Raw genomic sequence first — 23464 nt, forward strand, 5'->3', positions numbered from 1 at the left:
CGCGGTCGACCCGGCGGCGGGCACCAGCCCGCCGCCAGTCGCGGGAGGCGACCGGACCCCGCGGCATCGGCGCGGCCGCCCGCCGTCCACCCCAGGGCACGGGAGCGCTGCTCGCGGCGTTGGTGCCGTTGGGGTTCCTGGCGGTCTTCTTCCTGTGGCCGGTGGCCGCGATCGTCCAGCGGGGTCTGTCCTCCGGCGGTGTCGGCCGGGTTCTGGCCGCGGCCGACACCTGGTCGCTGGTGCTGTTCACCCTGGCCCAGGCCGCGGCGTCGACGCTGGTCGCGGTCATCGCCGCGCTGCCGGTGGCATTCCTGCTTGCCCGCTGCGCGCTGCCGGGGATGGCGGTGGTCCGCGCGGTGATCCTGGTGCCGTTCGTGCTGCCGACAGTGGTGGTGGGATTGGCTTTCCGGTCGCTGCTGCCAGACGGCGGCGTGCTCGCGATCGTGCTGGCGAACGCCTTCTTCAACGTCGCCGTCGTCGCCCGCACCGTGTCGGGCCTTTGGGCGCACCTCGACCGCCGGGCCGAGGACGCGGCCCGGTCGCTGGGCGCCTCGCCGCTGCGGGCGTTCGTCTCGGTGACCCTGCCCGCGCTGCGGCCTGCGATCGGCTCGTCGGCGGCGGTGGTCTTTCTCTTCTGTGCCACCAGTTTCGGTGTCGTCCTGCTGCTGGGTGGGGCCCGCTACCGAACGCTGGAGACCGAGATCTACCTGCGCACGGTCGAATTGCTCGATCTGTCCGGTGCGGCGGCGCTGTCGCTGATCCAGGTGACCGCCGTGGTCGCGGTGCTGGTCCTCGCGGCCGTGGCGCGGCGGCGCCGGGAGACGGCGATGACGCTACGCCCGCGAACCGAGACCGCCCGTCGGCCACGGGGCCGTGAGTGGGGGGTGGTCGCGGGCGCCTACGCGGTGGTGGCGGCCCTGCTGGTTCCCATTCTCGCGTTGGTCCTGCGCTCAGTGTCCACTGAGGATGGTTGGGGCTTGGACGGATACCGCGCGTTGTCCGGCACCGGGTTCCGCGGTTCTCTGCAGGTCTCCGGCATCGATGCCGCTGTGAATTCGCTGAGCGCCGCGTTCGACGCCACACTGCTGGCGCTGGGACTTGGCGTCACCGCGGCGGTCGTGCTCGTGTCGCTGAGCCGCGGCCGGGCGCGGCCCGCGGTGGTCGACACGCTCGACACCGCGCTGATGGTGCCGCTGGGCGTGTCGGCGGTGACCGTCGGGTTCGGCTACCTGATCACCCTTGACGCCCTGCCCGGCGATCTGCGCACGTCATCCGCGCTGGTGCCGCTGGCCCAGGCGCTTGTGGTGACACCGCTGGTGATCCGCATGCTGCTCCCGGTGCTGCGCTCGATCGACCAGCGGCTGCGGCAGGCCGCCGCGTCGCTCGGCGCGAGCCCGTGGCGGGTCTGGCGTGAGATCGACATCCCGCTCGCGGGCCGGTCCCTGCTCGCGGCGGCGGCGTTCGGCTTCGTGGTCGCCCTTGGCGAGTTCGGCGCGACGAGTTTCCTGGCCCGCCCCGACACCGCGACACTGCCGGTGGTGATCGGGCGCCTGATCTCGCGTCCAGGGGAGTTGAACAACCAGATGGCCTACGCGGCGTGCACGCTGCTGATGGTGGTGACCGTCGCGGCGGTGCTGCTGGTCGAACGCCTGCGGGTCCAGTCGGTGGGGGAATTCTGATGCTGCGGGTCGAGGGTGTGGACGTCCACTATGGAGCACTGCTCGCGGTGTCCGATGTGGACATCGAGGTGGACGACGGTGAAGTGGTCGCGCTGTTGGGGCCCTCAGGCTGCGGCAAGTCCACGTTGCTGCGGGCCATCGCCGGGCTGGAGCCGATGTCGTTCGGCAAGGTCACCTGGGACGACGCGGACCTGGCAGGCGTCCCGGTGCACCGGCGCGGCTTCGGCCTGGTCTTCCAGGACGGCCAGCTGTTCCCGCACCGCGACGTGGCCGCCAACGTCGCCTTCGGCCTGCGCATGCGGGGTGATCACGAGCCGGGCCGAGTCGCCGAGCTGCTGGAACTGGTCGGCCTGGCAGGCTGCGAACGGCGGCGGGTGACCGAGTTGTCCGGCGGCGAGCAGCAGCGGGTCGCGCTGGCCAGGGCGCTGGCCCCGCGGCCCCGGCTGCTGCTGCTCGATGAGCCGCTGTCGGCGCTGGACCGCGTACTGCGCGAGCAATTGGCCATGGATCTGGCCCGAGTGCTGCGGATCGAGGGGAGTACCGCGATCGTCGTCACCCACGACCACGACGAGGCGTTCACCCTCGCCGACCGGGTCGCGGTCATGCGCGCGGGCCGGATCGTCCAAACAGGACGGCCGGATCAGGTGTGGCGTGAGCCCGCCGACGAGGAGACCGCGAGGTTCCTCGGCTGCGAGCTGGTCGTCGATGGCGAGGTCGACGCGGGGGTCCTGACCTGCGGGTTCGGCATCGCGGCCGTGCCGTGGGCACCCGAGGGGCCCGCCCGCGTCGGGCTGCGGCCCTCGGCGCTGCGGGTGGGGGAGGGGCCGACCGAGGGCACCGTCGCGGCCCGCGTGCACCGCCGCGACCATGTGCGCCTCCTGGTCGATACCCCGGCCCGCCAGGTGAACGCCGTCGCCGGAATCGCGGACGCGCCGGACGTGGGGGACACGGTCCGGCTTGTCCTCGACCCCGACGGGATCGCCGTGCTCAGCCGTCGCGGCTGAGCATCCGCGACAGCGCCAGGGAGTAGCCGATCACGATATAGCAGCCCGCCCGCAGCACGCCCTCCAACAGGGTGCCGGTGGGCAGCGGGTCGCGGATGACCTCCGGGATGCTCTCCCAGCTCGTGGTCATCAGGACCGGGTCGAGCCAGTCCAGCGCCGGGATCGCGCTGAGCACACCCGACAGGATGACCACGCCGAGGGACACCACGACGACGATCAGCGGGTGCTCGGTCCACGCCGACACGGCCAGCGCGATCGCGGCCAGCGCCCAGACCTGCACCGTCACCAGCAGCACGGTCAGCAGGATCCGGCCGAGGGCGTCGATGACGGGCAGGGAAGTGCCCGACATGGTCAGCATGCCGTCGCCGCCGAGCAGGATCACGCCCGCGATCGTGCCTGTGACCGCCATCAGCAGGACTACCAGGAGCGAGACGGTGGCCACGCCGAACGCCTTGACGGCGAGTACGCGCGTCCTGCTTACCGGGGCGAGCAGTAGTGATCGGAGTGTCCCGCTGGCCGTTTCGCCTGCGAGGGCGTCGGCGGCGAGCATGGCGCCGGTCAGGGGGAGGAGCATGTTGAGGGCGAGGATGAGGGCGAAGACGGGGAGCAGTAGGCCGTTGCCGTCGACGAGCGCGGCGATGCCGTCGCCTACTGGGTCGCCGCTTTCTCCGTCTGCGGCGATGGCTATGCCGATGCCTGCGATGACGGGGACTAGGGCCAGTAGGCCGATCATGATCAGGGTGCGGGGTCGGCGCAGGATCATGCGTAGTTCGGAGCGGAGCAGGCGGATCAGGGGGGCCTTGCGGGCTTGGGGCCGCTGGATCTCGCCGGTGCCCAGGTCGGCGGTGATGGCGGTCATGAGGTGGCCTCCGTGGTCTGCGACTCGCTTGCGCTGTGGGCTTGGTTGAGTGGAGCCGCGCTTTGGTAGTGCTTGGGGAGCGTGCGCACCATCGGGTGAAGCTGGGCGATCACGCTGTGCCTGGGGCCCCTACGACGGCCCCTGTGGGGAAAAAGCGTGGGCGGAAAGGCACCCCACACGCCAGGCAGCTTAGGGGCCGTCGTCCCCCCAGACACAGCGGGATCGCCGAGCTTCACCCGATGCTGCTCTGGTGCGGGGTGCGGCTTTGCTGTGGGGGAGTTTGGCCACGCCGGGTGGGTGTGGGGCCTGATCTGCGCCCTGTGGGTGAGGGTTGCCGTCATCGGGCTTCCTCTGCGATGGGGAACTCGAATTCGGCGAGGTCGTTGTCGGGGTCTTGGGATCCTGCGCCGTTTTCGGTCAGGCGGGCGAAGAGGTCTTCCAGGCCGGTGCGGTCCCTGCGGACTTCGTAGATCGGGACTCCGGCCTGGACCAGCGTCTCGACGACCACTGGTGGTGTCGTGGCGGTGAGGTCGGCGCGGACGCCGTCGGGGACGGCGCGGGCTGGGATTCGGTTGTCGCGTAGGGCGTCCACGGCTCGGGTGATGTCCGGGGTGGTGACGAGCAGGCCCGCGTTGCCCGAGTCGAGCAGGTCGGCGAGTTCGCCCTGGGCCACGACGGTGCCCTGGTTGAGCACCGCTACGTGGGTGCAGGTCGCCTCGACCTCGGAGAGTAGGTGGGAGGAGACCAGGACGGTGGTCCCGGCGGCGTGCAGGTCGGCGATCACGGCGCGGACCTCGCGGGTGCCTGCCGGGTCGAGACCGTTCGTCGGTTCGTCGAGGATGACGAAGCGGCGGGGGACCAGCAGGGCGGCGGCCAGGCCGAGGCGCTGCTTCATGCCGAGCGAGTAGCCCCGGTAACGGCGGTTGGCGGCACCTGCCAGGCCGACGCGCTCCAGTGACTCGGAGACCGCCGTGGCGATGCGGTTGGTGCCCAGGTGCGGTTCCACAGCGGCCATGCGCAGCAGGTTCTCGCGGCCGGAGAGGAACGAGTGGAAGCCGGGGCTCTCGACCAGCGCGCCAACCTCGGGCAGCGCGAGCGCCGCGCCGTCGGGGAGGGTGTGGCCGAGCAGTTCGACCTCGCCCGCGGTGGGCATGACCAGGCCGAGCAGCATCCGGATGGTGGTGGTCTTGCCGGAGCCGTTGGGGCCGAGCATCCCCAACACCGCGCCCATCGGGACGTCCAGATCGACATTGTCTACCGCGACCGTGCCGCGGTAGACCTTGCGCAATCCGCGCGTCCGGGCGGCGAGCGGGATGGCCGCGGCGTCGGCCGCGACCATCCCAAGCTCGGAACCGCCGGTCACTTCTGTCCCAGCGCGTCGATGAGCACCTGCTGCGGCACGGCGCCAAGTGCGGCGCGGCCGTCCGTCGTCACCAGCGCGGTGCCGACCTTGGTGGAGATGACGTACCCGGTGCCAAACGGACCCGAGACCTCCTTGCCGATCTGCTTGAGGAAGGTCGTGGCGTCCATTTCGCCGCCGCCGCCGCGCGGGTTCGGCGCCTTCGACTGCAGCGCCTCGGCCGGGATCTTGCCTACGAGCACGGTGTCCCAGCCCTCGCCGACGGTCTTCGGGTCGAACTGGGCGAACATGTCGTCCTGCTCGGCCTTCGACGGCTTGTGGTCGCCCGCCTTCTCCTCCACGACCTTCACCCCGGCGGGCGGGGCGTACTGGAAGAGGCCCGGGTCCTGCGCGCCGGTGCTGAACTCGGTGAAGCCGATCTTCACCGCGGGCGTGGCCTGGCCGTTGGCCAGCACTTCGAGCCGCAGCGGGAGCCGCGTTTCGGAGTCGACCGCGATGCGGACCTCGCGCAGCAGCGTGCGCTCGGTCGGCTTCGGGGTGAGGACCAGCTGGTAGACCGGCCGGTCGGCGACACGGGCGGTGCCGTCGACGGTGACCGTGCTGTCCTTGCCCATCAGGCCGACGAACTCGCGCGCGGCGGTGGCCGGGTCGGCCAGCGTCTCGGCGCCCTTCTTCTCGTGCTCACCGTCGGCGAGCTTGGTCACGGTGCGGTCGGCCGAGTTCCAGATCCAGGTCGTGCTGCCGTCGCGGACCACGGTGCGCTCGGCGTCGCCGTTGTCGATCGACAGCCGCGCCCGGCCCTGGCCGTCGGTGTAGACGTGGGCGGCTTCGCCGCTCGCGCCGGTCGTCGGCAGGCCCGGGATCGGGATGCCGAGGTCGCTGCTGAACTCGACCGCGCCGGACATCGCCGGGATCTGGCTGGTCAGGACCGACTGGACCAGCGCCTCCGCGGTGATGTCGGGCAGCGCGGGCGGCGCCGTGCCCGCCCCCGCGGGCGTCGCCAGCAGGACCAGCCCGACCACGCCGGTGGCCGTTCCAGCCGCCGCGACGGTCAGTGCCGTCCGTTTCCTGTTCATGCTCTACTCCCCTGTTCGGGTTCACGTTCCCGCACCACTGAGAGTGCACCCGCCGAGCTGAGATGGCGCTGAGAGCGCGACCCACGCTGAGAACGCGCTGAGAGTGACCGCGCGAATCGGGCTCGGGCGGCCATGATGGCAGGGTGAAACCTCGCGTGCTGGTGGTCGACGACGAACTCGGTGTGCGCCGGGCGCTGCAGCGCGGGCTCACCGCGGAAGGCATGGACGTGGTGGTGGCCGCCGACGGCCCCAGCGCCCTGCGGATCGCGCTGACCGGGACTTTCGACGTCATCCTGCTCGACATCATGCTGCCCGGCCTCTCCGGCTACCGGGTGCTGGAACACCTGCGCAAAGAGGGTGTCAGTACGCCGGTCCTGCTGGTCTCGGCCAAGGACGGCGAGGTCGACCAGGCCGACGGGCTCGACCTCGGCGCCGACGGCTACCTGGTCAAGCCGTTCTCCTTCGTGGTGCTGGTCGCCCAGGTCCGGGCCGTGCTGCGGCGGACCGCCGAGGAGGGGTCGGGCCGCAACAAGGTGCGGTTGGGCGACCTCGTGGTCGACCGGGGGATGCGCGAGGTCCGGTTCCGGGGCGAGTTGGTGTCGCTGAGCCCGCGCGAGTTCGCGGTGCTGGACGTGCTGGCGGGCCGGGCGGGCGCGGTGGTCACCAAGGACGACCTGCTGCGCGCGGTCTGGGGCGACGAACAGGCCGCCACCCGCAACGCCGTCGAGGTCTACGTCGGATACCTGCGCCGCAAACTCGACGCCGCGGGCGCCGACGGCATCGTGCGCACGGTCCGCGGCCACGGCTACCTGGCGTCCACGACCGAGATCGACGAGGTGCTCGACCCCGCGGGCACCCGGCCGCGGTGAGAAGGCTGCGCGCGCTGTGGCTGCGGCGCACCATGCGGTTCCGGGTCACCACGGTCACCACGGTCGTGACGCTGGCGGTGCTGATCGGCATGGCCGTCGTCAGCAGCGGGATGATCGGGCCGCTGCTGGTCCGCTCGGCCGACGCCGAGCTGTCCGCGTCGCTGGACGCGGCCACCGAGCGGGTCCGGGCCGGGCTGGCGCCCTTCGCGCCGTCGCCGAACATCCAGGTCCGGGTGCTCGACACGGCGGGCGAGCCGGTCGACGGTGGCGGGGCGATCGACCTCGGGCCGCAGGACATCCGCGTGCTCAAGGCGGGCACGCCGGTCCTGCGCGCGCAGGACGCGCCGCCCGCGCGCTGGTTGGGCACCGTGGTCAGCGCGCCGGACGGGACGCAGCGGCTGGTGGTGACCGGCACCGGCATCGTCGGCTACGCCGCCGCCCACGGGGAGGCGCTGAACTGGCTGGTGATCGCCGCGCTGCTGGTCGCGGTGGCCGTGGCGGGCTCGACCTGGCTGGCCGTGCGGTCGTCGCTGCGGCCGGTCGAGCGGATGCGGGTCGCCGCGGGACGGCTCACCACCGGGCGCAGGCTGCCGCTGCCGGAGGCGCACGACGAACTCCGCTCGCTGGCAGGCGCCCTCAACGCCCTGCTCGCCCGCCGCGACGAGGCCACTGACCGCCTGCGCCGCTTCACCGGCGACGCCGCCCACGAACTGCGGTCGCCGGTCGCCTCGATCCGCGTGCAGGCCGAGGTCGCGGTGACCCACCCGGACCCGGACCTGTCCCAGGAGGTCCTCGCCGACGTCGTGCGCGAGTCCGAACGGCTGTCCGCGCTGGTCGACGGCCTGCTGGCGCTGGCCCGCGCGGACGCGGGCGAGGTGCCCGCCGCCGAGGCCATCGACCTGGTGATCGCCACGAAGGACGCGGTCGGCCGCTGCCAGGACAGCGGCCCGACCATCCAGGTCCACCTGCCCCCCGCGCCGTGCTGGGCCTTCGCCGCACCGTCCGAAGTGGACTTGGTGCTGGACAACCTGCTCCGCAACGCCGTCCGCCACGCCCGAGCCCGGGTGACGGTCACGGTCATGGCGTCGAGCAAGACAGTTCGCTTGGTAGTGGACGACGACGGCCATGGCATAGCCGAGGAACACCGTGCGCGCGTGTTCGACCGGTTCTACCGAATCCAGGACGACCGGGCGCGCAGCAGCGGGGGAACGGGACTGGGCCTGGCACTGGTCGCCGAGGTCGTCCGACGCCGAGGCGGCGCGGTGCGGGTGAGCGATTCGCCGGAGGGCGGGGCCCGGTTCCAGGTGGTCTGGCGGGTCGCCCGATGAGCCGCGCGCTGTCGGCGGCACTGGGGGACGAGCGCGTGCTCGACCCGTCGCGGCCCGGCCTGGTCGGGGTCGGCGACGAGATCCGGGTAGGCCGCTCCCGCCAACGAATCACCGCCCTCGGCGTCGACGGCGTGCGGCTCGCCCACATCGGCGGCCCGTCACTTTCCCAGCGGGCTTGGACAAACGCCCTGGACCGTGCCGTCGCCCGCGCCGCCGAGTTGGCCGAGGCGAAGGTCGTCGTGGGCGCCGCCATCGTTCGGGATGGCAGGCTGCTGGCCCAACAGCGGGCGTATCCGGCCGCCACAGCGGGACTGTGGGAGCTGCCCGGCGGCCGAGTCGAACCCGACGAGTCCGATGTGGACGCTGTGCGCCGGGAATGCTTGGAGGAACTGGGCGTGGAGGTGACTCCGCTGGACGTGATCGGCCCGGACGTCGTCCTGCGCGACGACCTGGTACTTCGGGTCTACGGGGCGACGCTGGACTCGGGGGAGCCGCATCCACACGATCACCAGGCCCTGGCTTGGCTGACCGAGGGCACGCTGCACACGGTCGAGTGGCTGCCCGCTGATCGTGTGCTGCTCGCGGCGGTGCGGACCTTTCTCCGGACTAGGTAGTCGCGGTGAGGATGACCGGCAGGTGTTGAAGCCCGCGCAGTGCAGGTGAAGTCCGGTAGACGAGGTCCGCCGCGGGCACCGCGAGCCGGATGTCCGCACACCGTTCCAAGAGGACAGTAAAAGCCGACTGGGTCGCCATTCGGGCCAGTGGGGCGCCAAGGCAGCGGTGGATGCCGTGGCCGAAGCCCATGTGGGAGCCCTCAGCGCGGGTGACGTCGAACGACTCCGGGGCGGTGAAGCGGCGGGGGTCGCGGTTGGCGGTCGACAGGGACAGGAAGACCGGGTCGCCGCGGCTGATCGTGACGCCGTCGACCTCGATGTCCGCCATGGCGAACTTCATCAGCGACATCAGCGACGGGCCGTCGAAGCGCAGCATCTCCTCCACCGCGCCCGGCATCAGGGTTGGGTCGGCGCGCAGGGCGGCCAGTTGGTCGGGGTTGGTGAGCAGGGCGAGCAGGCCGCTGCCGATGAGGCTCGACGTGGCCTCGAAGCCCGCGAGGAGCAGCAGCAGGGTCAGCGCCCGGAGTTCGCCATCGGCGAGGTGGTCGCCGTCCTCGTCGGCCCGCAGGAGTCCGCCGATCAGGTCGTCCTCGGGGTTGGCGCGCTTGGCGGCGAGGAGTTCGACGATATAGGCCTGCAGCCACGCAAGCGCTTGCGGGAGGCGGGCGGCGTCGGCCGGGTCGGTGGAGACCAGGGCGGAGGCCTGGTGGTGGAACTCGGCGCTGTCGCGGTGGGTGACGCCGATCAGGGCCATGATCACCTGGCTGGCGAACGGCACCGCGAAGTCGGCCATGATGTCGACCCGGCCGCGGGGCAGCAGGTCGGCGATGACGCTTTCGGCGACCGCCCTCGCGTGGGGACGCAGGGCGTCGATGCGGCGGGTCGTGAAGGCGCCGTTGACCATGCGGCGCAGGCGGGTGTGGTCGGGTGGGTCGAGGTTGGCCAGGCTCGCCGCGATGCCCAGGGCCTCCGGGCCCGCCACCCACGGCAGCGCCCGCACCTCGGCCGGGGCGTTGTTCAGGTCGGCCGAGAACCGCGGGTCGACCTGGGCGGCCTTCACGTCCTCGTATCGGGTAACGATCCACGCGTTCATGCCATGGAACACCACGCGCCGCACGGACTCGCTCTCGCGCACGTCGGCCAGCAGAGGGTGCGGGTTGTGCCGGAAGCCCGCGCCGAGCGCGTCGAGGTCGATCCGTCCGGACATGGGACATACCGCGCCCGCGTCGCCGGTGGTCTCGTCAACAGTGGTCATCCGGTCACCTCCGTCAGGTCGGCCCGGCGGTACCGGGCGCACAGGTCCAGAACTCTCGCCGCGATCCCGTCCGCGGTCAGGCCCGCGGCGCGCAGCAGTTCGCCGCGTTCGGCGTGGGGCAGGAACCGCGACGGCAGGGCGACGGTCGCGACGCGCGTGTCCGTGCCCGCCAGCGCCGCGGCGAGCCTGCACCCCAGCGAGCCGGTGGCGACGGTGTCCTCGACGACCACCACCACTTGGTGTCCGCCCGCCAGCGCCACGAGGTCGTCGGAAAGCGGCACCGTCCAGCGCGGGTCGACCACGGTGGCCGACACGCCGTGCCGGTCGAGGACGACCGCGGCCGACAGGCACGCCAGCGCCATCGGCCCCACCGCGACGAGCAGCACGTCGGCCCCGTCCCGCAGCACGTCCGCGCCGCCGATCCTGCGCTCCGCTGGGATGTCGGGTCCCGTCGCCGACTTCGGATAGCGCACGACCGTGGGACCGTCGTCGATCGAGATGGCCTCGTTCAGCAGTTCCCGCAGCCGCTTCGGGTCGCGCGGCGCGGCCAGCCGCAGGCCGGGCACCACCGGGAGCACCGACGCGTCCCACATGCCGTGGTGGCTGGGCCCGTCCGGCCCGGTGATCCCGGCCCGGTCCAGCACGAACGTCACCGGCAGCCGGTGCAGCGCGACGTCCATGAGCAGTTGGTCGAAGGCGCGGTTGAGGAACGTGGCGTACACCGCGACCACCGGGTGCCGCCCGCCCATGGCCAGCCCGGCCGCGCAGGTGACCGCGTGCTGCTCGGCGATCCCCACATCGAAGACGCGGTCGGGGAACCGCTCGGCGAACCGGTGCAGGCCGGTCGGGCGGAGCATCGCCGCGGTCAGGCACACCACGTCCGGGCGCCGCGCGCCGATCTCGGTGATCTCGTCGGCGAACACCGACGTCCAGGTCTGGCCAACGGCGGCGGCCTTCCCGGTGGCCGGGTCGAAGGTGCCGACGGCGTGGAAGTGGTCATCGTCGTGGGCCTCGGCGGGCGGGTAGCCGCGGCCCTTGGCGGTCACCACGTGCACCACGACTGGCCGGTCCGACTCACCCGCCACCCGCAGCGCACGTTCGGTGGCGGCGAGGTCGTGTCCGTCGACGGGGCCCAGATAGTCCAGGCCCAGCGCGCGGAACACGTTGTCGGCGCTGTCACCGCCGCGCAGCGCCGACAGATGTGCCGCCACCCCGCCCACGGTCGGCGCGTAGGAGCGGCCGTTGTCGTTGAGCACCACGACGACCGGCCTGCCCGCCGTGCCCAGGTTGTTCAGCGCCTCCCAGGACATGCCCCCGGTGAGCGCGCCGTCGCCGACCACCGCGACCACGCGCCCGGCCCGGCCCGCGCGGGCCAGACCGTCCGCATAGGACAGAGCGGTGGACGCGTGCGAGTTCTCCACCAGGTCGTGCGGCGACTCCGCGCGGGCCGGGTACCCCGCGAGCCCACCCGCCTTGCGCAAGGTGTCGAACCCGGCGAGCCTGCCGGTGAGCATCTTGTGCACATAGGACTGATGCCCGGTGTCGAAGACCAGCGCGTCGCGCGGCGAGTCGAACACGCGGTGCAGGGCGATGGTCAGCTCGACCACGCCGAGGTTGGAGCCGAGGTGCCCGCCGGTGCGGTGAACCCGGTCGACCAGGACCCGCCGGATCCGCGCGGCCAGCTCCGGCAGCTCGGCGGCGGGCAGCGCGCGCAGGTCGGCCGGGGAGCCGATCCGATCGAGAATCCCGTTGTCGGGCACCGTGTCACCGCCCTCAGACCGCGGGTCGCTCAGCGGTGACGATCAGGTAGCCCATCTGCTCGAACACCGCGAACGCCTGGTCCCACACCTCGGGCGGCAGGTCGATCTCGGCGAAGCTGAGCCCGGAGTCGGCCACGGACCTGGCCAGCAGCTCGGTGACCTTGGCCTTGGAGTAGCGGGTGCGGTGGCTGACGTCGATCGCCCCGGTGACCCGCAGGCCCGCGTCGGCGATCAGCTCCCGGTAGCCGTCGAGGTCGGTCAGCGAGTGGACCATCCAGCCCTTGAGTGTCTCGGCCAGCGCCGCCCGGCCCGCCTCGGTGTCCGGTTCGGTGGCTGAGACATCGCACAGCGCCAGCCGCCCGCCCGGACGCAGCACGTCGGCGATCCCGCGCAGGACCGTCCGCCGGTCAGGCATGTGCAGCAGCGACTCCACCGCCCACACCGCGTCGAACGAGCCAGCGGCGAACGGCAGCGCCATCGCGTCGGCGAACTCGAACCGGACCCGGTCGGCCACGCCCGCCGCGGCCGCCAGCTCGGTCGCGGCGGCGATGTCCTTGGTACTGACCGAGATCCCGACGATCCGCAGATCCGGCACCGCCCGTGCCAGCCGGACCGCGGGCCGTCCCCGGCCGCAGCCCAGGTCGAGTACCCGCTCGCCGGGGCGGGCGTCGAGCAGCTCGATCATGTGGTCGGTGAGCCGGTCGGTCGCCTCGGCGAAGCCGCTGTCGTCGTCATCGCCGGTCCAGTAGGCGAAGTGGATGTTGCCGCCCATCAGCTCGGCGAGCATGTCGCCCTTCTCATCGAAGAAGCGGCCGACATCCGCGGTGGTCAGTTCGGTCTGCATGAAGGCTCCTCGATCGTGGGCGGGACTCACTCGGCCGGGATGATCCCCATCTGGCGCAGCAGGCCGAACATGTCGTAGTAGTCGAAGTGCTCGGTGATCAGGCCGTGGGCGTCGAAGCGCATGACGCTGACCGCGCGCTGATTGACCGTGCTCCCGTGGATGGCGCCGGGGATATGGGCGAAGTCGCCGGTCAGCGTGCCGGTGCCGGTCCAGGTCACCGACGCCCGGTCGCCCGCGACGATCGGCTCGCCGATCTCGATGTGCGAGTCCGGGCTGGCGGCCAGCCAGACCCGCAGGAACTCCGCGATCTCAGCGCGGCCGGTGAACGTTTTGCCGATCGCGACGTCGTGCATGACGGCGTCCTCGGCATAGCACGCGGCGAACGCCTCGACGTCGTAGCTGTTGAAGGTGTCGAACAGACGGTAGAGAAGTCGTTCGTGGGCAACGGAAGTGTTCGTCGTCATCACGGCTCCCGTGTGGTGTCGGCTCGTGGCGATCACCGTCCCACCGTCGGGTGGCCGTGGACAACGGAACCGGGCATGCGCGGACAGTGAGGATGTCCTTCCGCATCATGCGGAACGCATATTCGGTTCTGGACCTGCGGAGGTAGCACGAATGGAGATGCTTGCCCGCAACTTGCACGGTCACGCTCGATAGCGGCCACATGACAGGAAGGCTGGTCGAACCATGACGAGCGGCACCGTCCACAGTAGCCAGAACCCCCAGCGTCGAGTGGTGAGTGGCGTGCCCACCATCCGCAGACCGCGCCGGATCCCGAACCTCAGTGTGGTGGACCAGATCGTCGGCGTGCACTCGATCCGCAAGGACCAGGTCGGCTTTCTCTACAAGGTGATCCAGGAGTACGGCGACATCGCCTGGGTGCGGGTGCTGGGCATCAAGATGGCGATGGTCAACCATCCCGACTTCTTCGAGCACATCCTCGTGCGCAACCACGAGAACTACACCAAGAACACCTTCCTCTTCCGCGCGGTGGAGCCGATCCTGCGCGGCGGGCTCATCGGCAACGTCGGCGGCGAGCCGTGGCGGCGGCAGCGGCGGATCATGCAGCCCTCGTTCCACCGGCCGCAGGTCGCGGGCTTCGCCGAGAACATGACCGAGGAGACCTCCCGCATGCTGCGGCAGTGGGACACCAAGTACCAGCCGGGCGACGTGGTCAACGTCAGCACCGAACTCGGACAGCTGGCGATGCGGATCGTGTTCCGCTCGCTGTTCGGCGCCGACATCGGCGACCGCGGCAAGTCCATTGAGGACATGTTCCTGGAGGCCAACCAGATCGTCGGCGGCTTCTTCCGCTTCCCGTTCCCGCCGATCAACTGGCCCACTCCGGGACACCTGCGGCTGAAGAAGATCATCAGGACGATGGACGGCTATGTCACCGACGTCATCGACAGCCGCGTCGACAGCGACGAGCAGCACCACGACCTGCTCAACGCGCTGCTCAACGCCGTCGACCACGACGGCACCGGGATGTCCCCGTTGCAGTTGCACCGCGAGGTCCTCAACCTGATCATCGGCGGGTACGAGACAACCAGCAACACCGTGTCGTGGCTGATGTACATGGTCGGCCAGCACCCGGAGGTACAGGCGAAGCTGCACGCCGAGGTCGACTCGGTGCTCGGCGGCCGGGTGCCCGGGTTCGACGACGTGCTGAAGCTGACCTACACCCGCCAGGTCGTCGACGAGACGCTGCGGCTCTACACCCCCGCGTGGCAGACGATGCGGTCCTCGGTCGAGGAGGACGAGATCCGCGGCTACCGCATCCCGGCCAAGGCCGACCTGTACCTCAACATGTTCACCCTGCACCGCCACCGCGACTACTGGACCGACCCGGACACCTTCGACCCGGACCGGTTCCTGCCCGCCGAGGTCGCCAAACGGCCGCGGCACGCCTACATCCCGTTCGCCAGCGGTCCCCGCAACTGCATCGGCAAGCACTTCGCGCTGACCGAGCTGGTCATCATCCTGGCCATGATCACCCAGGCCTACCGGGTCGTGATCCCGGAGCGGCTGCGCGACGTCCAGGTCGAGCCGCTGATCACGCTGCACCCCAAGGGCGGCGTGCACCTGCGGATGGACCGGCGGTGACCCGGGAGCAGGCCCGGCTGTGGTCGGTGTTCGAGGCGATCGCGCCGCGGGTCAACCCGCACGCCGCCACGGCGATCGCCCAGCTCGACCGGTGGGTGGCCGAGCAGGGGCTGGTGGTGCGCCCCCGGGCACGGGAGCGCTTCGCGCAGGCGGACTTCGGCTGGTTCGCCGCGGTGACCTACCCGACCGCCGACGCCGACACCCTGGCACTGGTCGCCGACTGGTTCGCCTGGCTGTTCCTGCTCGACGACCAGCTCGACGACGGGCTGCTGGGCCGTGACCCGGAGCGCACGGCCGAGTTCATGGGCGAGATGTTCGGTGTGCTCAACGGCCTTCCACCCACTCCCGGTGCCCCGACGATCATCACCGCGCTCGCCGACCTTTGGCGCCGCAGCGCGGAAAGCGCGTCGGACACTTGGCGGCGCAGGTTCGTGGACCATGTCATCGCGGGCGGCCTGGCGGCGCGGTGGGAATCGGATAACCGTTGCGGAGGAGTCGTTCCGGCGGTCGAGTCCTATGTGGACAAGCGGCCGCACACCGGGGCGGTCTATGTCTGCATGGACCTGATCGAGCTGGCCGAACGGATCGACATACCCGCCGAGGTCTACGACAGCGAACCGTTCGCGGCGGCACTGCGCGCCGCGTGCGATGTCGTGGGCTGGGTCAACGACCTGTACTCGCTGGACAAGGAGACCTCGATGGGGGAGTACCACAACCTCGTCTCGGTGACCGCCCACGAACGCGGCCTGGACATGGCTGAGGCGGCGGCGGTCGCGACCGAGCGCACCAGCGACCGGGTCCTGGAGTTCCTTCGCCTGGAGCGGCTCGCCGAGCGGGCTTGGCCGACGGCCGACGTGCGCGCGTACCTCGACGGAATGCGGTCCTGGATGCGCGGCAACCTCGACTGGTCGGCCACCACCCGCCGCTACCGCGACGCCGCCACCGACTACCTGGAGCGCGGGCTGGTCGAGTCGATCGGGACGGGGGAGACCCGATGACCGTCCCAGCCGCCGCACCCGCGCTCGGCACCCACCCCGGCGTCGCGATGGCCCGGCACCTGACCACACCCGCGCTGGTCGCCGCGATCGACCGACTCGGCGGCAGGCTCACCGAGGTCTGTGGCTACCAACTGGGTATCCGCGACGAACACGGCAGGCACACGGCGACCGTCGGCGGCAAGCTCCTGCGGCCCGCGTTCACACTCCTGAGCGCCGTCGCCGCGGGCGGCGCCCCCCGCGCCGCGGTCCCGGCCGCCGTCGCGATCGAACTGCTGCACAACGCCTCCCTGGTGCACGACGACATCATGGACGGCGACCGCACCCGCCGCGGCCGCCCGACCGTCTGGGCCCACTACGGCGTCCCCCTGGCGATCCTGGCCGGGGACGCGCTCATCGCCCTGGGGTTCGAGGTTCTCGCCGAGACGGGTTCGTCGGTCACTCCTTTGGCCCGGACGCTGCGTCTGTTGGCACTGGGCCAGGACAGCGACCTCGACTTCGAGACCCGGCGGTCGGTGAGCCCATCGGAGTGCTTGGCGATGCTGACCGGAAAGACGGGAGTGCTGCTGGGTTGCGCCTGCGCGCTTGGTGCCGCTTCCGCGGGTGCCCCGGCCGAGTGGGTCGAACGGTTCGATCGGTGGGGAACTCACCTCGGGGTCGCGTTTCAGCTGGTGGACGACCTCCTGGGCATCTGGGGCGATCCGGCGGTGACCGGCAAACCTGTCGGCGCGGACCTGCTTTCGCGCAAGAAGAGCGCGCCTGTGGTCGCGGCGCTGGCGGCTGACATGGGACTGGCCCAGCTCTACGCCCGCCCCGGCGACTGGGACGCGCGGGAGGTCGCGCGGGTCACCGGGCTGATCGAGCGGACGGGCGCCCGCGAGTGGGTACGGGCGGAGATCGACCGCCGAACCGAGTTGGCGTGGGCGGAACTGGCCGGCCTCGACCTGGACCCGTCCGCCCGCCGCGACCTGCGCACCCTCACCACCGCCCTGGCGATCCGAGACCACTAGGTAGTTCTACGCGTTTGCGTGACCAACCGGCTCCGAAGCGTATTCGGCTGCGTCATACTCCTCGACGGGTTCACCAACCTTGGGGGAGACATGCCAGACGACCGGCTCGACCGGAACTTCCGCACCGACCTGGACCAACTCGCGGGCGTGGCTGATCGGACCCTGCCCGCTCTCGGCGACCAGATCCAACTCCAGCTCGCCGCGCACAACAAGTTCGACGGCGTGACCCCGCCGAGTCACTTCCCCGGTGTCGAGGCCGCGTTCTACGGGCTCAACGACGTGCTGAAGGAGCGGCTGAAGCGGGCGTGCACGGTGATCGAGGCGACCGGTGAGGCCGTTCACGACATCGCGAATCTCTACAAGCGCGCCGACGGGCAGTGACCGCGGATGACTGAGCAAAGTCAGTGGCCGGACGACAACCTGATCGCCGACCTGATCTATCGCCTGCGGTCCGAGTACGCCGCGCTGCTCACCCACGAGATGATGGATCCGGATTGTGATCTGTCCGGTTTCCCGGGTTCGCCGATGGACATCGACACCAAGGTGTGGATCGAGATCACCGACTATCTGGTGTTGTCCCCACCCAAGATCTGGGACGCGTTCAACAGCTTTGTGGTCGCCGGGGGCGAGCACCACAATACGACGATCGAAGGACTTCTCGGCGAGATCGGGGCATCGCTGTCGGAGTGGGATGGTCCGGCCGCGGAGGCTTTCGGTGTGCACCTCTCGAACATCAGAGGATTCCTCGACGGTCAGCGCCGTCACCTGGACCAACTGCTGATCGGCTACGCGTCGGCGTACAAACTCGCGGTCCTGGCGCGGGAAAGCTGGAAGTCCTTGGTCGAGGAATGGATCGAGGTTTCCCGGCAGTACCGACTGGACGACGACGAACGGCGGCGCGCCGTGCGGATGAAGGTCGCCGCGGGGATCCTCGCCGCGGTCGCGGGGGCGGCCACCGGCGGGACTGTCCTCGCAGCGGGTATCGGGGCGATGGGGGCGTTGACCGGTGCGGCCGCCGAGGAGATCACCGCTGATCTCGGTGGTGACACCGGTTCGGACGTCTGGCAGTCGTATGAACGCGCCTATCAGCGGCTCGCTGAATCCAACTTGGGTGAGATCGAGACAATCAGGAAGTTTGTTCAGGCCCAGTGCGACGAGATCACGGCCGAATCCGTGCCTATGTATGAACCACTGCCTTCCTCGACCGACGTGGACAGCCCCGACTTTCGGTATGAGCGATTCTTTCACCAGGATCGGGAGGACGGGTTCTCCCGCGATGTCGCCGCCGAACGGACCAAGTACGTGGCTGAGAAGGGTAAGTCAGGCTTTCGGTCCGATGGGCCGATCGCGTTGGCACTCAACGGCCGGGATGAGGTTGAAGATGCGTAGGCGAGCACTGGTGGCTCTGGCCGCCGTCGTGGTGAGTGGTTGCTCAGGCGATCCCATCGACTCTCCAACGCCGGTCCCCACCACGCCATCGGCGGCGGTGACCGCACCACAGGCCCCGCCCACGGTTCGGGAGGCGGTTAGCCTGGGCACCTGGTGGAAGGATCCGTGCGGGTTGATCAGGGACTGGGCCTTGGCCGACCAGGGATTCGGGTGGGACACCAAGGGCAAGCCACTGCAGGCTGATGGAGCGCCTGCCTGCGGTTGGACGGCTGAATCGTCCGCGGACAAGGGCACGGTCAGCCTTGAGGTCGTCACGTACGCCGATCGGAGCCCGCTGGTGGCCGCCTATGGCGCGAGCCTTCCTGGATTCCAGCCCGTGGGGCGGGTGGACGCCAATCTGCCGGTGGCGTACTTCGAGCCACGGGCAGGAGCGTGTTCGTTCGTCGTCGGACTGTCGGAGAGTCAGGGGATCAAGGTGACGCTCACCCGATCTCGCCCGCTGGAGGGCGACGGGCCGCGGACTCGGTGCGCGGTGGGCCACTCGGCGATGCTGGCCGCTGTCGGCGTCATCCGCAGCCCGGACGCCGTTCCACCGCCCGCGTAGGGGAACGTGGTGGACGTGATGTCTAGGGCATTGACGGTGTGTCTCGTATTGGCGCTCGGTGTCACTGCGGGCTGTGTGAAGGAACCGTCTGAGCGGCCTTCGGTGCCGGCATCGACCGCGCCCACGACTACATCTACATCGTTGGTGGTTCCCACAGTCGAGAAGCCGATCAGTCTTGGTGATCTGTGGAAACGCCCGTGCTTCCTGATTCCGGTGTGGGCGCTCGAGGACTTCGGCATCGACCAGGAAATCAAGGGGAAGCCGTTCCAGAGCGGACCCGGGCACGGGTGCGCATGGTCGGCCCCAGGACAGGGTGACGAGACCACCGGTTTCGAAGTCGTCGCGTACCCGGACTTCGACATCCTCCGCGACACCTACGAGAACGCGTCCAAGCGCGCGGTCATGTTCGAGCCGACCGGTACTCGCCACTTTCCTGCCGCTTATCTTGTGGAGAACGACACCAGTTGCACGTACGTCATCGCGTTCTCGAACACCCAGGGCGTGAAAGTGACTCGCACTCAGCAGCGGCCCTACACACACGAAGGTCCCAAGGAACGCTGCGAGCATCCGGGCCAGGCGGCCTTCGAGATCGAAAGCGTGATCAGGCATCCGGGCGCCTATCCGACGTCGTAGGCGACAAAAGGTGGGCGGACCCCGCGTCCGCCCACCTTTGCCTCAGGCCACCCCGGCCAACCGCAGCGCCGATGACAGCCGGTGGGCGCCGCGTTCGGTGGCTCGGTGGGCGCCTGCCTTGCGGATTCGGTCGAGTTCGGCCGGATCCGCGAGCAACGACTGGGCACCCTCTCGGATCGGACGCAACTCCTCGACCACCGCCTCCGCCGTCGCCGACTTCAGGGCTCCATAGGTCGGGTACTGGGTCGCCAAGTCGGCGGGTGCGACGTCCGTGCAGGCGGACAGGATCTCCAGCAGGTTGGCCAGGCCGGGCTGTTCGGTCGGCCGGTACTCCATCCTCTCCACACTGTCGGTGACGGCTCGCTTGATCTTGCGGTGGATCAGGTCCGCGGTGTCGAGGATGAACACGACGCCCACTGAGTCCTGTGTGGACTTCGACATCTTGCGGCTGGGGTCGACCAGGTCGCGGACGCGGGCCGCGGTGGGCGGCATCACCGCGGTCGGGACGGTGAAGACCTCGCCGTAGGTCTGGTTGAAGCGGCGGGCCAGGGTTCGGGCGAGTTCGACGTGTTGGGACTGGTCGTCGCCGACGGGGACCTCGGCGGCGCCCTGGAGGAGGATGTCGGCGGCCATCAGGACCGGGTAGGTCAGCAGGCCGAGGCGGACGGTGCCGACCGGTTCGCCCGTGCCCGACTTCTGTTTGAACTGGGTCATCCTGGCGGCCTCGCCGTAGGAGCAAGCGCACTCCAGGATCCAGCTCAGCGCGCCCAGTTCGCGGACCAGGTCGGACTGCACGAAGACCTGGTCGGGCTCGATCCCGGCGGCGACGAGGACCGCGAGGAGTTCGCGTGACAGCACCCGCAGGCGGGCCGGGTTGTAGGACACCGTCATCGCGTGCAGGTCGCTGACGAAGTACAGGTCGCCGGGGCGGCCCTGGTTCGCCCAGCGGCGGATGGCGCCCAGGTGGTTGCCCAGGTGGGCGTGGCCGGACGGGGTGATGGCGGACAGGCGGGTCATCCAGGTCTCCTCGGGGTGCGCACCCGACCGGATGACCGAAAAAGGCCGCCCGATCGGGCGGCCTCGTCGTTGAATCAACGCACGGGTCAGGGCCGCCGGTCGGCGGTCCACCACAGGTTCACGTTGAGAGTTCGCATCGGATCAACGGTAGCGCGCGGCGCGCGGCCCGGCAAAGGCTTACCGTGGACACATGTACGTCGTACTGATCACTTACACGGCTCCGCTGGAAGAGATCGACTATGTGCTGGCCGACCACTCCGCGTGGATCGGCAAGCAGTACGAGGCCGGGTACTTCCTGGCCTCGGGGCGTCGGGACCCGCGCACCGGCGGGGTGATCATCACCCGCCCGATGAACCGGGACAAACTCAACGCGTTGCTGGCGACCGACCCGTTCGCACTGCGCAAGCTGGCGCACTACGACGTGATCGCGTTCACCGCGACGCGGACGGCACGTGAGCTCGCGCACTTCAACGAGGCGATCATGGAGCACCTTTAGCGGGTCAGGCGGCCTTGGCCAGCTTGATCTTCGCGCGCTTGAGCGCGAGGATCGGGCACTTCTTGCATGCCGACTTCGACCGGCAGCACTTCTTCTTCACCTTGCCCTTCTTCATCATCCGCTTGACTAAATCCGCAGGTGTCCTCGCTTTGCCGCCGCCCATGTGTCGACCCTTCGTCCGCGCGCTGAATACGGCACTTAGGTTAGGTTAACCTTTCTTGATCGCCGCGTGGTGCTGGTCACACGGATGGACGAGGTATCCTGGGACAGCCATTAGCAGCTCTGTCGGCTGCACCGGGCGCCCCCATCAGTGTTGACCGACGGTTGCGGGCTGCCCTTCGACGCCCGAGAAGGAACCAGGAGCACGCGCGTGCCCACAGCGACCGCCACCGCCGAGCAGACCACCCCCGGCCTGCGCCGCCACGACCTGCGCAACATCGCCATCGTCGCGCACGTCGACCACGGCAAGACGACCCTGGTCGACGCCATGCTCCGCCAGTCCGGTGCCTTCGAGGCCCGCGCCGAGCTGGTCGACCGGGTCATGGACTCCGGGGAACTCGAGCGCGAGAAGGGCATCACCATTCTCGCGAAGAACACCGCCGTCCGGCGGCAGACCCCCGACGGCCCCATCGTCATCAACGTCGTCGACACCCCCGGCCACGCCGACTTCGGCGGCGAGGTCGAGCGCGGCCTGTCCATGGTCGACGGTGTCGTCCTGCTGGTCGACGCCTCCGAGGGTCCGCTGCCGCAGACCCGCTTCGTGCTGCGCAAGGCGCTGGCCGCGAACCTGCCCGTCGTGCTGCTGGTCAACAAGGTCGACCGGCCCGACGCGCGCATCGCCGAGGTCGTCGAGGAGACCCACGACCTGCTGCTCGACCTGGCCTCCGAGCTCGACGACCTCGACGAGTCCGTGCTCGACCTGCCCGTCGTCTACGCCTCCGCGCGCGCCGGTCGGGCCAGCCTGACCCAGCCCGCGGACGGCGGCCTGCCAGACAGCGAGAACCTCGACCCGCTGTTCGACCTGCTGATGGACAAGATCCCCGCGCCGCTGGCCGACGCCGACGCCCCGCTGCGCGCGCTGGTCACCAACCTCGACGCGTCGAGCTTCCTCGGCCGGATCGCGCTCTGCCGTATCCACGCGGGCAAGATCCGCAAGGGCCAGACCGTGGCGTGGATGCGTGAGGACGGCTCGGTCTCCAACGTGCGCATCACCGAACTGCTGGTCACCGAGGCCCTGGACCGCGTCCCGGCCGAAGAGGCCAGCGCGGGCGAGCTCGTGGCCATCGCCGGTATCCCGGACATCACCATCGGCGACACGCTGGCCGACATCGACAACCCGGTGGCGCTGCCCCGGCTCACCGTCGACCAGCCCGCCATCTCGATGACCATCGGTTGCAACTCCTCGCCCCTGCAGGGTCGTAGCGGCGGCAGCAAGCTCACCGCCCGCATGCTCAAGGCCCGCCTCGACAGTGAGCTGGTCGGCAACGTCAGCATCCGCGTGCTCAACACCGAGCGTCCCGACACCTGGGAGGTGCAGGGCCGCGGCGAGCTGGCCCTGGCCATCCTGGTCGAGCAGATGCGCCGCGAGGGCTTCGAGCTGACCGTCGGCAAGCCCGAGGTCGTCACCCGCACGATCGACGGCAAGCTGTGCGAGCCGTTCGAGAAGCTGACCGTGGACGCGCCCGAGGAGTTCCTCGGCGCCATCACCCAGCTGCTGGCCAACCGCAAGGGCCGCCTGGAGCACATGGGCGGCCACGGCAGCGGCCGGATCAAGGTCGAATACGTCGTGCCGTCGCGCGGCCTGATCGGCTTCCGCACCGACTTCCTGACCGAGACCCGCGGCACCGGCATCGCGAACGCCCTGTTCGAGGGCTACCACCCGTGGGCGGGCGAGATCCGCAGCCGCCACTCCGGTTCGTTGGTCGCCGACCGCCAGGGCCCGGTCACCGCGTACGCGATGCTGCAGCTGGCCGACCGCGGCACGTTCTTCGTCGAGCCGGGCGCCGACGTCTACGAGGGCATGGTCGTCGGCGAGAACCCGCGCGCCGAGGACCTCGATGTCAACGTCACCAAGGAGAAGAAGCTCACCAACATGCGGTCCTCGTCGGCCGACGTGATGGAGACCCTGGCCCGGCCGCGCAAGCTGAGCCTGGAAGAGGCCCTGGAGTTCTGCGCCAACGACGAGTGTGTCGAGGTCACCCCGGAGCACGTCCGGGTGCGCAAGACCATCCTCGACGCCACCACCCGCGGCCGCACCCGCTCCCGCGAGAAGGCCCGCGACGCGAAGTAGGTCGTGAAGCTCACATGGGGCGCCACCGGGACCACCCGGCGGCGCCCCATTGTGGTTCACGAGGCCGGGAACGGCTTGATCCGAACTTGGTGGTTGTGGTCGGCGTGGGCGATCACCTCTCCGTCGACGCGCTCGCCGATGGCGGCCAGGTCGACGTCGGTGGGGAACCAGATGACCTCGGCGAGACCGGTCCTTCGATATGGCTGGGCTGTGACGCAGGGCATATGGGCACCATGGGGAACTCCCGGCGGCGCCCCTGCGTCATCCTGTTGGCTG

23 protein-coding genes are annotated in these 23464 nt (G+C 70.2%); 14 read left to right on the forward strand and 9 right to left on the reverse strand.

Features of this window, described 5'->3' with window-relative positions; all coding sequences use genetic code 11:
* Window positions 1-65: 65 nt before the first annotated feature.
* Window positions 66-1679 carry an ABC transporter permease gene (locus tag BN1701_RS30915; RefSeq protein ID WP_369800683.1) on the forward strand — a complete coding sequence of 538 codons (1614 nt, stop codon included), beginning with the start codon at window positions 66-68 and terminating at the stop codon, window positions 1677-1679.
* Window positions 1676-2683, forward strand: coding sequence for an ABC transporter ATP-binding protein (locus tag BN1701_RS30920; protein WP_054056276.1), 1008 nt, complete (start codon window positions 1676-1678; stop codon window positions 2681-2683). Before BN1701_RS30915 ends, BN1701_RS30920 begins: the two co-directional genes overlap by 4 nt.
* On the opposite strand, the gene BN1701_RS30925 is transcribed toward BN1701_RS30920, so the two are convergent.
* The 3 genes from BN1701_RS30925 to BN1701_RS30935 all read right to left on the reverse strand — a co-directional run bounded on the left by BN1701_RS30925 (window position 2667) and on the right by BN1701_RS30935 (window position 5978).
* A complete protein-coding gene (locus BN1701_RS30925; protein ID WP_082860168.1) occupies window positions 2667-3542 on the reverse strand; it encodes an ABC transporter permease in 876 nt (291 codons plus the stop codon). The genes BN1701_RS30920 and BN1701_RS30925 overlap by 17 nt on opposite strands.
* Before the next feature lie 337 nt (window positions 3543-3879).
* On the reverse strand, window positions 3880-4881 hold the full coding sequence (locus BN1701_RS30930) for an ABC transporter ATP-binding protein (RefSeq protein WP_054056278.1): 1002 nt from the start codon (window positions 4879-4881) through the stop codon (window positions 3880-3882).
* Between the two features lie 20 nt (window positions 4882-4901).
* A complete protein-coding gene (locus BN1701_RS30935) occupies window positions 4902-5978 on the reverse strand; it encodes a sigma-E factor regulatory protein RseB domain-containing protein (protein ID WP_054054683.1) in 1077 nt (358 codons plus the stop codon).
* Between the two features lie 143 nt (window positions 5979-6121).
* Here BN1701_RS30935 and BN1701_RS30940 point away from each other — a divergent pair, with 143 nt between their 5' ends.
* From BN1701_RS30940 to BN1701_RS38375, 3 genes are read left to right on the forward strand one after another with little or no spacing between them, the layout of a single operon-like run.
* On the forward strand, window positions 6122-6847 hold the full coding sequence (locus tag BN1701_RS30940; protein WP_172803352.1) for a response regulator transcription factor: 726 nt from the start codon (window positions 6122-6124) through the stop codon (window positions 6845-6847).
* Window positions 6844-8175: a cell wall metabolism sensor histidine kinase WalK gene (locus tag BN1701_RS30945; RefSeq protein WP_231949764.1), complete on the forward strand. Its 1332-nt coding sequence runs from the start codon at window positions 6844-6846 to the stop codon at window positions 8173-8175. Before BN1701_RS30940 ends, BN1701_RS30945 begins: the two co-directional genes overlap by 4 nt.
* Window positions 8172-8789 (forward strand): (deoxy)nucleoside triphosphate pyrophosphohydrolase, encoded by a 618-nt coding sequence (locus BN1701_RS38375; protein WP_082860169.1) that lies wholly within the window; start codon window positions 8172-8174, stop codon window positions 8787-8789. Before BN1701_RS30945 ends, BN1701_RS38375 begins: the two co-directional genes overlap by 4 nt.
* Here the strand turns inward: BN1701_RS38375 and BN1701_RS30955 are convergent.
* Genes BN1701_RS30955 through BN1701_RS30970 form a run of 4 tightly spaced genes read right to left on the reverse strand, consistent with a single transcriptional unit; the run spans window position 8782 to window position 13112 of the window.
* Entirely contained in the window at window positions 8782-10044 is a 1263-nt protein-coding gene (locus BN1701_RS30955; protein ID WP_054054687.1) for a cytochrome P450, read from the reverse strand. The genes BN1701_RS38375 and BN1701_RS30955 overlap by 8 nt on opposite strands.
* A complete protein-coding gene (locus tag BN1701_RS30960; protein ID WP_054054689.1) occupies window positions 10041-11804 on the reverse strand; it encodes a 1-deoxy-D-xylulose-5-phosphate synthase in 1764 nt (587 codons plus the stop codon). Before BN1701_RS30960 ends, BN1701_RS30955 begins: the two co-directional genes overlap by 4 nt.
* A gap of 13 nt (window positions 11805-11817) precedes the next feature.
* A complete protein-coding gene (locus tag BN1701_RS30965; protein WP_054054691.1) occupies window positions 11818-12648 on the reverse strand; it encodes a cyclopropane-fatty-acyl-phospholipid synthase family protein in 831 nt (276 codons plus the stop codon).
* A gap of 26 nt (window positions 12649-12674) precedes the next feature.
* Complete coding sequence (locus tag BN1701_RS30970; RefSeq protein ID WP_054054693.1) at window positions 12675-13112, reverse strand: nuclear transport factor 2 family protein; 438 nt, start codon at window positions 13110-13112, stop codon at window positions 12675-12677.
* A 271-nt stretch (window positions 13113-13383) separates the two neighbouring features.
* On the opposite strand from BN1701_RS30970, the gene BN1701_RS30975 reads away from it, so the two are divergent.
* The 7 genes from BN1701_RS30975 (at window position 13384) to BN1701_RS31005 (ending at window position 19385) form a co-directional block, all read left to right on the forward strand.
* Window positions 13384-14754 (forward strand): cytochrome P450, encoded by a 1371-nt coding sequence (locus tag BN1701_RS30975; protein WP_172803353.1) that lies wholly within the window; start codon window positions 13384-13386, stop codon window positions 14752-14754.
* Window positions 14751-15752 carry a hypothetical protein gene (locus BN1701_RS30980; RefSeq protein WP_054054696.1) on the forward strand — a complete coding sequence of 334 codons (1002 nt, stop codon included), beginning with the start codon at window positions 14751-14753 and terminating at the stop codon, window positions 15750-15752. Before BN1701_RS30975 ends, BN1701_RS30980 begins: the two co-directional genes overlap by 4 nt.
* A complete protein-coding gene (locus tag BN1701_RS30985) occupies window positions 15749-16759 on the forward strand; it encodes a polyprenyl synthetase family protein (RefSeq protein WP_157368308.1) in 1011 nt (336 codons plus the stop codon). The genes BN1701_RS30980 and BN1701_RS30985 overlap by 4 nt, the downstream gene beginning before the upstream one ends.
* Before the next feature lie 90 nt (window positions 16760-16849).
* Complete coding sequence (locus BN1701_RS30990) at window positions 16850-17140, forward strand: hypothetical protein (RefSeq protein WP_054054698.1); 291 nt, start codon at window positions 16850-16852, stop codon at window positions 17138-17140.
* A 144-nt stretch (window positions 17141-17284) separates the two neighbouring features.
* Complete coding sequence (locus BN1701_RS36620; protein WP_172803354.1) at window positions 17285-18148, forward strand: hypothetical protein; 864 nt, start codon at window positions 17285-17287, stop codon at window positions 18146-18148.
* Complete coding sequence (locus tag BN1701_RS36625; RefSeq protein ID WP_231949765.1) at window positions 18141-18752, forward strand: DUF3558 family protein; 612 nt, start codon at window positions 18141-18143, stop codon at window positions 18750-18752. Before BN1701_RS36620 ends, BN1701_RS36625 begins: the two co-directional genes overlap by 8 nt.
* An 18-nt stretch (window positions 18753-18770) precedes the next feature.
* The gene (locus BN1701_RS31005) at window positions 18771-19385 is read left to right on the forward strand and encodes a DUF3558 family protein (RefSeq protein WP_157368309.1); all 615 of its coding nucleotides are present in this window, start codon (window positions 18771-18773) and stop codon (window positions 19383-19385) included.
* Between the two features lie 42 nt (window positions 19386-19427).
* Here the strand turns inward: BN1701_RS31005 and trpS are convergent, their stop codons facing one another.
* Window positions 19428-20402, reverse strand: coding sequence for a tryptophan--tRNA ligase (gene trpS / locus BN1701_RS31010; protein WP_054054706.1), 975 nt, complete (start codon window positions 20400-20402; stop codon window positions 19428-19430).
* A gap of 190 nt (window positions 20403-20592) precedes the next feature.
* On the opposite strand from trpS, the gene BN1701_RS31015 reads away from it, so the two are divergent.
* Window positions 20593-20898, forward strand: coding sequence for a YciI family protein (locus tag BN1701_RS31015; protein ID WP_054054708.1), 306 nt, complete (start codon window positions 20593-20595; stop codon window positions 20896-20898).
* 370 nt (window positions 20899-21268) lie between these two features.
* Window positions 21269-23188, forward strand: a complete 1920-nt coding sequence (typA, locus tag BN1701_RS31020) for a translational GTPase TypA (protein WP_054054709.1) — start codon at window positions 21269-21271, stop codon at window positions 23186-23188.
* A gap of 56 nt (window positions 23189-23244) precedes the next feature.
* On the opposite strand, the gene BN1701_RS36160 is transcribed toward typA, so the two are convergent.
* The gene (locus BN1701_RS36160; RefSeq protein WP_157368310.1) at window positions 23245-23412 is read right to left on the reverse strand and encodes a hypothetical protein; all 168 of its coding nucleotides are present in this window, start codon (window positions 23410-23412) and stop codon (window positions 23245-23247) included.
* Between the last annotated feature and the right edge of the window lie 52 nt (window positions 23413-23464).

The sequence above is a fragment of the Alloactinosynnema sp. L-07 genome (assembly GCF_900070365.1).
GTDB lineage: Bacteria > Actinomycetota > Actinomycetes > Mycobacteriales > Pseudonocardiaceae > Actinokineospora.